The sequence below is a fragment of the Carboxylicivirga caseinilyticus genome (assembly GCF_050589785.1).
In the GTDB taxonomy this organism is placed as follows: domain Bacteria; phylum Bacteroidota; class Bacteroidia; order Bacteroidales; family Marinilabiliaceae; genus Carboxylicivirga; species Carboxylicivirga caseinilyticus.
Map to the genome: position 1 here is coordinate 21,714 of NZ_JBNGOX010000056.1, position 13,297 is coordinate 35,010.

The following is a 13,297-nucleotide window of genomic DNA, read 5'->3' on the forward strand; positions in this document are numbered from 1 at the left end:
AAAATGCCGCGGTACAATTATGCGGCATTTTTTATTTAAAATATTCTTCTTCTCTTTTTGCGATATTTACCCCCACTACTATTCGGGTTGGCCGTTTCACTACAAGGAACTGCAGGACGTTTACCGCCCATTCGAAGATTCCCTTTCTGGTTAAATTCAAAAATCATTGAAAGTTCATGAGCTCCCTGAGTTGCCCAGCCTAAATTTGATATTGTAATATCGTAACTGTATCCAACGCGCACCATACCAAAATCATATGCCAGTAATGCCACAATTGCATCCTGGTTAACTGCCGAGCTTTTTGCTTCATTAAAGATTGGTAATCCCCGATACCAAAAACCCAGCTCAAGAGGACCATTATACCAATAAAGTCCAACATCTAACTGATTTTGATTTGCTTGATTCTGATATCTGAATGATGTTGAAAAGGCTCTGTTCATACCCTTATTTCTACGTCTTTCAGTCCATATATTATATCCACCAAATACAACATATTTTAAATCAACCTCAGCTTTTTCATTCATAAATGAATAGTTTGGCTTAGCCAGATGATCAACCGTTAATCCCATCCAATATTTTGAACTGTAAAAAAATACAGAAGCAGCCAAATCTATATATTGAACCTGATCATTAGTTAGCCGGCCCCAACTACCAGATCCTCCACCAGACCCAGGCGGTTGATCAGGAAAAATGATTTTACTAAAATCAACTGCTTTATTTCCATACGAAAACTGAATAGCAGGAATCACCTGCCAATCGCTCGACAACAAAAGATTATAAGAATACTGAAAAGCTGCCTGTGTAGTAGTCAACCCGGCACTACCTGCTTTATCCTGTATTAGATAAAAACCTATTCCACTATTAAAACTGGAAAAGAAATTATCAAATGAAACAGAGGCGGTAGAAAAAGCTTCATTAATGGCAGGCCATTGATTTCGGTAATTCATAATAAGCCTGCCTCCATCTGTTGCTCCTGCTAACGAAGGACTTAAATACAATGGATTAGCATAGAACTGCGAAAAATGCATATCCTGCCCTTTTGCACCAACAAAATAAAAGAGACTTAATATTATATATATACCAACTCTATTCTTCATTATCTAAACAAGGTTACATCACCCGTGCGGGTTTCAATGGTTCCATTAGAATATTTACAAACAACTTTCCAGATATATACACCAGCGGCACATAACTTACCCCTGTAATAACCATCCCAACCTATCTTAACATCTTCACTTTCGTAAATCAATTCCCCCCAACGGGTAAATATCTTCAAATTATATTCAACAACACCATCCTGGACAAACGGATAAAATACAAAATTATCCGGATCACCTGCCGTATACTGACCACCATTGGGCCCATTCGGATTTGGTGTAAACGCATTTGGAAAATCTATCTCTCCTGCGGCTTCTGCCACTACTGCGCTCCTTATAATACGTTCATTTGTACAACCTTTATCATTCTCAACCAGCAGAGTAACATCGTAAGTACCGGGTTCCTGATACAAATATTGAATGGAGTGTTCTGTTGATGTATTACCATCTCCAAAGTCCCATAAATAGGCAACAGCACCTTCTGACTTATTGATAAAAGAAACAGTTTGTGGTAGTTTAACTTTTATTGGTCTTACCTCAAAATCAGCTACCGGCACTTCAAAAACAGTAACCGTAACATCATCCGCTTCAATTACTCCTCCTGATCCTTCAGCCGTTAAAGTCACCTTATAATCACCCGTTGTATAATAGGTATGGGTCGGCTCTTTCTCTGTTGAAATATTTCCATCACCAAAATCCCAAAGAAAAGTATGCGCATCCACACTATTATTATAAAATTTAACAGTTAAAGGAGGACAACCCAATGTATCAGGCCCATAATCAATAGATGGCAACATTGGCAGAATTTCAATAGCTTCATAGGTTGAATCAGAACAATGCTCGCTCTTAACAACTAATTTAATATCAAAATCACCAGATTCTCCATAAGTATAAGAAACAGGATTTTGCCCTTCATAACTATCACCATTGCCCCACCACCATGTATAATTCCATCCTGAATGAGCTGTTGTATTTTCAATACTCACTGTTGAATTTGGCATTTGCTGACTTTTGGGATTAGCATTAAAAGAAGCATCCGGAGTTTTATAAACCGTAACATTGGTATAGGCTGTATCTTTACATCCAAACGAAGATTCTGCTATCATCGACACATCAAAGACCTGATCATTTAAGGTCGAATTAAGAAAGATATTTTTCCCCGTATATGAAGTAGATGAATTTCCATCTCCAAAATCCCAATAAAACTTATTAGCACCTTCTGAATTATTGATGAAACTTTCTTCATATGGAGAACACCCTTGTTCGCCATCACTAATGGATGCTAAAACTTTAGGAAATACCTGAACAATCGTTTCTGAAGAATCTTTGCATGCATAGCTATTACCGACCACCAAACGTGTAGTATAATTTGCCATGGCATATTCATCATTGTCATAAACATGAACTATATCAGAACTTCCTGTAACCTCCTGTAAAGTTCCATCACCAAAATACCACTTACTATATTCAGCACCGATGGATGAATTAGTAAGCTGCACATTCAAAGGTGCACATCCTGAAGATGGTGTGGTTTGAAAACTACTAACCGGACTAGGATTTACCGTTACAGTTGTGTAAGCAGTATCTTTACATCCATACGAAGAGGTAGCTTCCATAGCCACATTAAATACTGAAGGCTCAGTACCCGTATTTATAAATTCATTTATACCGTTATAACTATTAATTGTATTGCCATCACCAAAATCCCATGAAAAACTTACAGCCCCAGCTGACTCGTTTAGGATTGTTTCCACAAATGGAGAACATCCAACTCCTCCATCAGAAATAGCCGCCTGGACAGCGGGAAAAGCTTTCACAATTGAAGTTGATGAATCTTTACAACCAAAACTATTTTCAACTAATAACTTTGCAGTAAATGATTTTAAATCCAGCTCTTCATTTAAATAAGTATGGGAAACAGAACCTGCAGCAGCTAAATCAGTTGACTGACCGTCACCAAAAAACCAATGACTAGTGCCGGCTCCCTGCGATTCATTGGTGAAATCAACCAATAATGGTGCACAACCTTCTGTTGGTGTGTATGAAAACATACTGACAGGGCTAGGATTAACAGTAATAACAGCCTGAGCGGTATCAAGACAGCCAAAAACCGATGACGTGTATAAATTCACATTAAAACTTTTACTAGCTGATGTGGTATTTTCAAAAATATGCGATATGGCATTAATACCAGACACAATGGTTCCATCACCAAAATCCCAATTATAAGAATAGGCTCCCGGATCACCCAAAAAATCAACCTTCAACGGATGACATCCTTCAACAGGTTCAGCAGCAAAATCATATCCAACCAATGGATAAACAGTTATATAGGCACTTGATGTATCCGGACAATCATAGGTATTATTTACTGCCAACTTAACTTCATAAGACTTTACAAACGTTTCTGAGTTTATAAATGAATGCGATACATCTTCCTCTATCGAAGCAGGAGAACCATCACCAAATGTCCATTCATATTCGGTGGCACCTACCGATTCATTTGTAAAATCAACGAGTAACGGACTACATCCCGGTGCCGGATCATTAGTGAATTTTGAAATTGTATTAGGATTAACCGTTATGGTATATTCAACCGAATCGCGACAGCCATAATTGCTATAAGCCAACAGCTTCAATGTATAATCAGCTGGCACCTGTAATGGATTTGAAAAAGTATGTGATGGATTAACCTGATTAGAACCAAAACCATCTCCAAAATCCCAAAGGTAAGAATCTGCATTTAGCGATTGGTTCACAAATTGGTTTGAATAAGGACTACATCCTGCATCATCAAAAGGACCAACTGCAGCTGTTACTACCGGATAAAAATCAATTGTTACAGTATCTCCAGCTTCACAAACATCATTGATTTCGACCCACGCAAACTTATATTTACCTGCAAGATCAACTGATACATCTGTGTTTGCATTCAGATTATTATTAAAAGTTGAAGACCCGGGCCCACTAACCTGTTTCCATGAGCCAGCTCCAATATCAGGAATCGCCACTAACAACATATCCAATCCGCAGGTATCTGCATCATTCATAACCTGAGGATTTGGAATTTGAACAAACGACACAAGAACTTCGTCTACATCTGTACAACCATTGTTATCTTCTGTCCATTGAAACGTATAATCACCATAGTTATCAACTATAACCAACGAATTCGGATCTCCTAAATCAGAAACTGAAGCATTTCCTGGTCCGGTTACAAGAGACCATGTGCCGGAACCTTTTGTTGGCACTGCTTCAAAGTAGTATCTCAATCCACAAGACTTAGAATCAGGTCCTGCATTTGCAATGGGTGTTTCATAAACAACAACCGTTATACTATCAGAATCCTCACATCCATGACTATCCAAAACATAGTATTCGAACTTAAACGTCCCGGCTTCAGTTGCATTAAATACAGGGTTTTCAACATCTGTTGCAGAAAGCAGATCAGTGCGATCTCCACTCCATGTATGTTGAACATACACTCCTGATCCTCCAACAGGATTAGGCTCAATAGCTTTTGATGAACCTGTACACAATTCAATATAATCGTTAGCAAAGATGATAGCAACTGAATCTACCACAACTAATATTGTATCTTCATCATAGCATGAATTATCATCTGTTACCCGATAAATCAATTCATAATTACCTTCATCAGAAGTAATAAACTGAGGAGTTTGTACATTTATATTATTCAACGGTGTTATATCTCCCTTCCAGAGATGAGTATAAGGCAATGCTCCACCCGATGGATTTCCATCTAAATCAAGCTGAGTGCCTGGACATAAATAAACGGGAGATCCTGTTGTAATACTTGCTGATGGTGCAGCGATTACTTCAATAACAGTCTGACCTGTTGCACTACACCCATTTCCGTCTTCGACATAGTAATCAATTGTGTGGGTTCCCGAACCAGCAATCGAAGGATCAAATATACCTGTATTGGAATCCACAATACCAGGTCCTGACCACACACCTCCCGATGTAACAGCAGTTAGAGTAACTGGATCTTCATTCTCACAGAAGGGACCGGCCGAATTTACTGTTCCATCCGGAATATCAACAATTAAAGCAATTGCAGTTGTTATAACAGGAGGATGATCTCCATTTATTGGATCGGCGGGAGTTCCCGGAATATTCGGATCATCATACGGATTACATTGATTCCAGTTCCGAAGTGTTATTTCAAAATAATCTCCTACGTTATAATTGTTTGGAATATAAATGGGTAATGCAGTGTTTAAAGGCGGTACCGGACCATAAATAGGTTCGGTGGTGACATCAACGGTACCTGTCATTGGATAAGTTTCTAAAACCCCATTTACCAATGCCGTATTGATATTAGTTCCTCCGGTTCCGTATATCCATTGAATCCATCTTTTACGCTCGTTAATAAAGTCGTTTTCGTCTGGTGGAGTACAATTCCACTGACTGTTATCCACGAATGTCACAGTACCATCATTACCAACACAAATAGGAAAAACCAATGGATCGATGGCCATTTCGCCGCCATTGTATTCATCCGTATCCCACACGGTTACATTCTGTGTTTGGATACTACTCGTACACTCTACTCCATTAACAACTAACGAAACATTGGGCTCGTAATTACATTTATCGCCCGCGATAGGATATACATGAGAATATGTTAAGGTCCACTCATTACCACTTGTATTGATGGCAGGAATTATTTCAGCAGGATTACCATCATCCCACCGAAAAATAAATTCAACACTGGTTCCTGCATTATTTACACCTCTATAGGTTACAGTCCAGTCAACAGTTACCGGTGCACATAATTTATCCGGTATTATATCGTTTGCTTTTGATATAATATTACAATCCTGCCCCTTTCCAGTAACAAACAGAAAAAGCAGGTAGAATAATATTAAAAGAGCTCTTTTTTTACCGTCCATAAAGCCTTTCTAATATTAGTATCGTACTTACAATGGCAAACGATAAAGAAACTATTGTATTGTTCAATGTTTAAGTTATCGTTAAACCGTGATTTTTGTCAGGTTTGATGTTTTTCTGCAAAACGCTGAGTTTAATCATTTTTTAAACCCCGTTTCCTTGCAAATTTTACACAACCCAATTAACATACCCAACCGAAAAAATTTCTTTGTCGAAGAGCATTGACTGTAGTACGGCATATAATGTATTATAGTTCCGTTTAACAGGTTATTTTTTCGTTGTGTTTACAAATATATCAAGCTATGATCAATAAATTAATTGCACAAACGATACCATTCTTCCCCAAAAAATTCGTGTGGATTTTTTCAAAAAAATATATTGCAGGGGAAACAATCGAAGAAGCAATATTAGCATCCAAACAGCTTAATGATAAAAACATAGCTGTCACAATTGACCTTTTAGGCGAATTTATTAAAAACATTGAAGAAGCAAAAGAAAATAAAGATAATTACCTGAATATTATTGAGCAATTTGAGGCCAATAAAGTTCGAGGAAATTATTCGTTAAAACCTACAAGCTTTGGCCTTTTAATTGATAAAGAAGTATGTTTTAACTATATCAGGGAGATTGTGGCGAAGGCTGCTGAATATAATAATTTCATTCGAATAGACATGGAAGATTCGGCATGTGTTGATTTAGAAATTGAATTATACCGAAGGTTAAAAGCCGAATTTCCCAAAAACGTTGGTTTGGTAGTTCAGGCCTATCTTAGACGCACACAATCAGATCTGGAGAAGTTAATGGATATTCACACTGAAGAAACGCCATTAAACTATCGTTTATGCAAAGGAATCTATGTTGAACCCAAAGAAATTGCATTTAAAGATCCTAAAAAAGTAAACGAAGCATACCTGAAAAATCTGGAATTTTTACTTACCAATAAGGTATTTGTTGGTATTGCCACACATGACAGAAAACTTGTAGAAGGAGCCTATCAGATTATTAAAAAGAATAACATTCCTAAGAATCAATTTGAATTCCAAATGTTATATGGGGTTACTCCTGAGTTGAGAAAAGAAATTCTTGACAATGGTTACAGTATGAGAGTATATGTTCCTTATGGTAAAGATTGGTTTGGCTATAGTACAAGAAGACTAAAAGAGAATCCAAAAATGGCAAGCCACATTATTAAATCTTTGTTTGTTCGAGGTTAGCACCTAAATATTTAAACCAAGTAAAAAGGCTATTCAAAAATTTGAATAGCCTTTTTTATAATTAGCATCTTCCTCTTGAACATGGACTATTAGTAACAAATAAACCAAATAACCCTCCCACTATAACATGATTTAATACTTCACCCATCTCAATAGCCGAAACGGTTTTAGCATCTGTTAGATAATAAACAACAAAACCAATTACTGCTCCACCAATCATGTAAATGGCAGTTTTTTGAATATGTTTAGATTGTAAAGTTCTTTTTAACCAAGAACCTTCCGGTTTTAAATCTAATTTTTTAAATTCCATATCTACATATTTAGATTTTTCAATACAAACATAAACATTCCATTTGAATTCAAAAAATCTAATTATGATTCATCTGTAAACCAATGAAATGCTAAAACAAGTTAAATTTTCACATCTAGATATTTACATTTTTATATTTATCATACATTTGCTCAAAATATTAAACAATACTCTATGAAAATTTTCAATTATTTCGAGTACAACAATACATTATCAGCGGGAGGACAACCAACAGAAGATCAAATTCAAGAATTAAAAAACAAAGGTTTCGAAGCCATTGTGAGTTTATCTCCTGTAAGCACAAAAAACTATCTGCCCAACGAAGCTGAACTAACTGAAAAATTAGGAATAGATTTTATACATTTCCCTGTTGACTGCAGTCAGCTTCAACCAATCCATTACACCACCTTCAAAGGAATAATGCATGGCTTGAATGGGAAGAAAATATTTGTCCACTGCGGAGGAAATATTAAGACTTCAAACCTGATTCATATGTATAAAGAATTGGAGTTAGGTGTTAATGAATCTGATTCATTAAACGAACTGAAACGAATTCAGAATCCTGAAGAAAAATGGTTCAGCTATTTTAAATCATTCGGAATGCAGGGATTAAACTAATTTCAGGGCTGTCACATGACAGCCTTTTAAATTACTTAAGAATGGGTAACCTCCGGAATAACAATGTTTGGAAAAGACCTCTTCCTAACATAAAACTATTCATGGCCAACCACAATGCATGATTACCAAGGTTAGACCTTAACAACAAAAATATCGCAAAAAACACCAAAGTTGCCATCAGCATAGTGTTCCTCATTAGTCTTGAAGCTGTAGCACCAATATAAATTCCATCCCATATAAAAGATGAAAACCCGGTTAATGGCAAAACAATAAGCCAGGGCAAATAACGTACAGCTACTTCTATCACTTCATTCTGGTTGGTAAATAACAACAATATTGATTTACCTCCAAAGGCAAATAATAATAAAAACAGAATCGCAAAACTTCCTCCCCACAAGAAAAGTAACCTGATTACCCTTTTTACCTGCATCTGATTACGGCTACCTGTAAACTTTCCAACAAGTGCTTCTGCAGCATAAGCAAAGCCATCCAGAAAGTAAGAAAACAAGAATAAAAATTGCAATAATGCACTATTGGCGGCCAGAACCAGATCACCTGTACCGGCCGATTTAGATGTAAAAAAAGTAAATACAATGATCACACACAATGTTCGAAGAAAAATATCTCCGCTAACATTTAAAAAGGATAGCAAACCAGATTGCTGCAGAATATTTCTGACATTGAAATAAGAGAGAATGTATCTATATTTTTTCAGAAACAATATGCCTGAAAGAATAATACCAACATATTGAGAAACAACGGATCCCAATGCCACTCCTTCCACCTTCATATCGAACCCTTTAACTAAAATAAAAGAGGTAATAATGTTAACTACATTAATAGTTACTGAAATAATCATTGGATACATGGCATTTTGCATTCCCAAAAACCACCCATTAATAACCATTAATGCTATAGCTGCAGGAGCTGCCCAAATACGAACATAGAAATAATCGCTTGCTAATGCCTTTACTTCTTCACTACCTTCCAGCACCAAAAAACTTAAGCTAATGACCCCCTTTTGAAGAATAAGCAAAATAAATCCGGCTGATAATGCCAGGAATAATCCTCTGAAAAGTAGCATTGACATTTCTGAATTACTCTCCTTTCCATATGCCTGAGCAGCCATTCCACTCAAACTCATCCGCAAAAAAGCAAACCCCCAATACACAAAATTAAAAATCACTCCTCCCAAAGCTACTGCACCCATAAAAGAAGCACTATCCTGATATCCCATTAAATGCATATCAACCATCCCCAGTAATGGCACTGTGAGATTGGTTAAAATGTTAGGAATTGCCAGGCGTAATATTTCACGATTCATTCTTATTTTTTATTTGAGCCACGAAGATAACCATACAATTATGAATAAAAAAAGCTCATGTATATTGCTGAATTACTGAAAGAATTAAAAAAAGTTGTTTTTTTATTGAACATTTTAGGATGTTTTTATCTTTATAATTTGGACTGAATCTAATTAAATAATATTTTTGGATTCGTAAGTCTTTTAATTTGATAACCTAATAAAAAAAATAAAAAGACATGGCATTTGAATTACCAAAATTAGATTATGCATATGACGCTTTAGCACCGCACATCGATGCGAGAACTATGGAAATTCACCATACAAAACATCATGCTGCTTATACATCAAACCTTAATGGTGCAGTTGAAGGCACCGATTTAGCAGGTAAAAGCATTGAAGATATTTTAGCAAACATTTCTGACCTATCGGCAGCAGTGCGAAACAATGGTGGCGGATTTTACAACCACAACCTGTTCTGGAAAGTTATGTCACCTAATGGCGGCGGCCAGCCATCGGGTGATTTAGCAGCAGCAATTGATAAAGCATTTGGATCATTTGATCAGTTTAAAGATGCTTTTTCTAAAGCAGCAGCAACTCGTTTCGGTTCAGGTTGGGCATGGTTGGTTAAACAATCTAGCGGTGAGTTGGTTGTATCATCAACTCCAAACCAGGATAACCCTTTAATGGATATTGCTGAAGTTAAAGGAACACCTATTTTAGGATTGGATGTTTGGGAACATGCGTATTACTTAAATTATCAAAATAGACGTCCTGATTATATTGGAGCATTCTGGAATGTGATTAATTGGGACGAAGTAGCAACACGTTTTAAAGTTTAGTTTGTTCATTTTGTCTGGGAAAAAGGGAAGCTCAAACGAGAGTTTCCCTTTTTATTTTTATTTTTTTTGAGCAATTCAAAACACTAATGTGAAAAGTTTGTTTAACCTTTAGACAAAAATTAAAAACAAACTTTATTATGATTTTTGAATTACCTACATTACCGTATGCACTTGATGCATTAGAGCCTGTAATATCTAAAACTACATTGGAATATCACTATGGCAAGCATCATCAGGCCTATGTAAACAACCTGAACAACCTTATTAAAGGAACCGAATTTGAAAATGCTGATTTAGAAACGATTGTTAAGAAATCAGAAGGAGGCATTTTTAACAATGGAGCTCAGGTTTGGAATCACACATTTTATTTTACTTCTTTTTCTCCTACCGGAGGTGGCACACCAAAAGGTAAATTAGCTGAAGCTATTGATGCAACATTTGGATCATTTGATAAATTTAAAGAAGAGTTTTCTCAGGCTGCAGCTACTTTATTCGGATCAGGATGGGCGTGGCTGGTTAAAAAGGCCGATGGCACGCTGGCAATTACCAAAGAAAGTAATGCTGGTAATCCTATGACCAGTGGATACACACCAATCTTAACATGCGATGTATGGGAGCATGCTTACTATTTAGACAAACAAAATGCTCGTCCTAAATACATTGAAGATTTCTGGAAGATCATTGATTGGGATGTTGTTTCGGAAAGATTCTAAGCCCTTTAAAAAATAAAGAATTTTAAAAGAGACTTGATTGCATTTTTTGTATATTAAGTCTCTTTTTTAATATCCGTATATCAACTAATTAAATTCCATTTTATGCTAAAAGACTTAATTAAGAAAAACCGCAGTTACCGGCGCTTTCATCAGGACAAAACCATAGACAAAGAAACCCTGATTGAATTAATTGATTTAGCCCGTTTATCCCCATCTGCAAGAAATGCTCAGCCTTTAAAATACTATATCTCCAATGATGATACAACCAATGACAAAATCTTCCATCATCTTGCATGGGCAGGTTATTTAAAAGATTGGAACGGACCAGCAAAAGGAGAGCAACCATCTGCATATATAGTTCTTTTAAATGACACAACTATCTCGGCCAATTACTTTTGTGATGATGGCATAGCCTCCCAAAGTATTTTACTGGGTGCTGTAGAGAAAGAATTAGGAGGTTGTATCATCGGCTCGGTAAACAGATTGCAGTTGCAACGTGAATTGGGCATCAACGATCAATATAAGATTGTTCATGTTATTGCACTGGGTTACCCCAAAGAAGAAATTGATCTGGAGGAAATGAAAGATAACAATCACATTTATTGGAGGGATGTAAATGATAAGCATCACGTTCCCAAAAGAAGTATTGATGAAATTATTATAGATTAACCGGATTCCGGCTTACATAGCCGGATTTCTTTTTTTGTGCCCAGCCAACCAAAACAAATGAATATTGTTATAAAATAAAAGACCAAACAAAAATGATCATGAGAACATTTTTATTATTCATATGTGTAATATTTGCTACAAATATTAGTCGAGCACAGATAACAAACATTGATTCATTACGAATATCCGGGGTTGTTTTTGAGCAAGACAGCTTACACATACTCCCCTACTCTCAGTTTAACATTCACTCTCAAAGATTTACATCCAATGAGCAGGGACAGTTCTCTTTCTGGGCTAAGAAAGGAGAAATTATTAAGTTCTCATATCTGGGTTTTAAAGATACTTACATTCAGATTGAGGATTCTCTGGACTTGAATAATTATATTATGGGTGTTTTTTTAACCAGAGATACTATTCAAATTGGTGAAGTAATAGTCGTTCCTCGTTACGAAAACCTCACAGCTCAGGCACGTAACATGCCGTTATTAATTACTCCGGATCAGGCCTATGCTCAAAATAATATCAAGTCATCGACGAATCAGGCTTTAACACAACCTCCATTGAAAATGGACCGCGAGATGAATCAGGATATGGTATTACGCGAACAGCGCTGGGGAACGGTTTACAAAACACAAATACCACCCGACCGTACAATTGGAATAACTTCCGAGAATCTGGGTACAATGAGTTTATTTGTAACACCAAGAAAAGAAAAAATAAGAGCCACGATAGACCAACCGTTAAACCGACATGAACTTGATCTGATTCTTCGTATTTATGAAGAGAAAGTAAAAGCAATGTTGGGGAATCAATAAAAACAAAATAAAAATATGCTTGGTTCTCTGATTAAAAATGCAAATTTGCAGGTTAGTAGAGAAAAGCTCAAAGAATAAAATATGGAATTTACTTTAAATGGGAACAAAGGTTATTCAAAAGTGGAAACCTACGATGATGAAACAACTGACAAATTATCTTCCAATTACAAAGATATATTAGAGTTACTGGGTGAAGATTCAAAACGCGAAGGACTGGAAAAAACACCACTACGTGTAGCTAAAGCAATGCAGTTTTTAACGCAGGGCTATAACATGGATCCTGAAGAAATTATTCGCTCAGCCATGTTCCGCGAGGATTATCAGCAAATGGTAGTGGTAAAAGATATTGAAATATATTCGATGTGCGAACACCATATGTTGCCATTCTTTGGCAAGGCTCATGTTGCATATATACCTCGTCATCATATCACCGGATTAAGTAAATTGGCTCGTGTTGCTGAAGCATTTGCCCGTCGTTTACAGGTTCAGGAAAGACTTACAACCCAAATTAAAGATTGTATCCAGAACACACTTAACCCGCTAGGTGTAGCAGTTGTAATTGAAGCTCAACATATGTGTATGCAAATGCGTGGAGTTCAAAAGCAACACTCCATTACAACAACTTCTGATTTTACCGGAGCATTCCAGAAAAACCAGGCAACGAGGGAAGAATTTTTTAATATTATTAATAGTAAATAATATATAAGAGGGTGTCCAAAAACGGATGCCCTCTTTTTTTGTTCATAATCAGTATTTTATCTTCTTAATTATTTGTTTATATGCTTGATATTTAGTATTT

The 13,297-nt window shown here is 36.3% G+C and carries 11 protein-coding genes; 7 read left to right on the forward strand and 4 right to left on the reverse strand.

Going from position 1 to position 13,297, the window contains the following annotated elements; genetic code table 11:
* Positions 1-35 precede the first annotated feature (35 nt).
* Positions 36-1,097, reverse strand: coding sequence for a PorP/SprF family type IX secretion system membrane protein (locus ACRD62_RS20560; protein ID WP_430821984.1), 1,062 nt, complete (start codon positions 1,095-1,097; stop codon positions 36-38).
* Positions 1,097-6,016: a PKD domain-containing protein gene (locus ACRD62_RS20565; protein WP_430821985.1), complete on the reverse strand. Its 4,920-nt coding sequence runs from the start codon at positions 6,014-6,016 to the stop codon at positions 1,097-1,099. Before ACRD62_RS20565 ends, ACRD62_RS20560 begins: the two co-directional genes overlap by 1 nt.
* Positions 6,017-6,316: 300 nt before the next feature.
* On the opposite strand from ACRD62_RS20565, the gene ACRD62_RS20570 reads away from it, so the two are divergent.
* Positions 6,317-7,228: a proline dehydrogenase family protein gene (locus tag ACRD62_RS20570; protein ID WP_430821986.1), complete on the forward strand. Its 912-nt coding sequence runs from the start codon at positions 6,317-6,319 to the stop codon at positions 7,226-7,228.
* Positions 7,229-7,289: 61 nt separating this feature from the next.
* On the opposite strand, the gene ACRD62_RS20575 is transcribed toward ACRD62_RS20570, so the two are convergent.
* Positions 7,290-7,538 carry a hypothetical protein gene (locus ACRD62_RS20575; protein WP_430821987.1) on the reverse strand — a complete coding sequence of 83 codons (249 nt, stop codon included), beginning with the start codon at positions 7,536-7,538 and terminating at the stop codon, positions 7,290-7,292.
* A 174-nt stretch (positions 7,539-7,712) separates the two neighbouring features.
* Between ACRD62_RS20575 and ACRD62_RS20580 the strand changes: the two genes are divergently transcribed.
* Complete coding sequence (locus ACRD62_RS20580) at positions 7,713-8,156, forward strand: fused DSP-PTPase phosphatase/NAD kinase-like protein (protein WP_430821988.1); 444 nt, start codon at positions 7,713-7,715, stop codon at positions 8,154-8,156.
* A gap of 31 nt (positions 8,157-8,187) precedes the next feature.
* Here the strand turns inward: ACRD62_RS20580 and ACRD62_RS20585 are convergent, their stop codons facing one another.
* Positions 8,188-9,480, reverse strand: a complete 1,293-nt coding sequence (locus ACRD62_RS20585) for an MATE family efflux transporter (protein ID WP_430821989.1) — start codon at positions 9,478-9,480, stop codon at positions 8,188-8,190.
* A gap of 218 nt (positions 9,481-9,698) precedes the next feature.
* Between ACRD62_RS20585 and ACRD62_RS20590 the strand changes: the two genes are divergently transcribed.
* From ACRD62_RS20590 to folE, 5 genes are all read left to right on the forward strand, one after another.
* Complete coding sequence (locus ACRD62_RS20590) at positions 9,699-10,301, forward strand: superoxide dismutase (RefSeq protein ID WP_430821990.1); 603 nt, start codon at positions 9,699-9,701, stop codon at positions 10,299-10,301.
* Positions 10,302-10,438: 137 nt separating this feature from the next.
* Positions 10,439-11,014, forward strand: coding sequence for a superoxide dismutase (locus ACRD62_RS20595; RefSeq protein WP_430821991.1), 576 nt, complete (start codon positions 10,439-10,441; stop codon positions 11,012-11,014).
* Positions 11,015-11,116: 102 nt separating this feature from the next.
* Positions 11,117-11,683 carry a nitroreductase family protein gene (locus ACRD62_RS20600; protein ID WP_430821992.1) on the forward strand — a complete coding sequence of 189 codons (567 nt, stop codon included), beginning with the start codon at positions 11,117-11,119 and terminating at the stop codon, positions 11,681-11,683.
* 98 nt (positions 11,684-11,781) lie between these two features.
* Complete coding sequence (locus tag ACRD62_RS20605) at positions 11,782-12,498, forward strand: peptidase associated/transthyretin-like domain-containing protein (protein ID WP_430821993.1); 717 nt, start codon at positions 11,782-11,784, stop codon at positions 12,496-12,498.
* Positions 12,499-12,579: 81 nt separating this feature from the next.
* Complete coding sequence (gene folE, locus ACRD62_RS20610; RefSeq protein ID WP_321405336.1) at positions 12,580-13,197, forward strand: GTP cyclohydrolase I FolE; 618 nt, start codon at positions 12,580-12,582, stop codon at positions 13,195-13,197.
* Positions 13,198-13,297 lie beyond the last annotated feature (100 nt).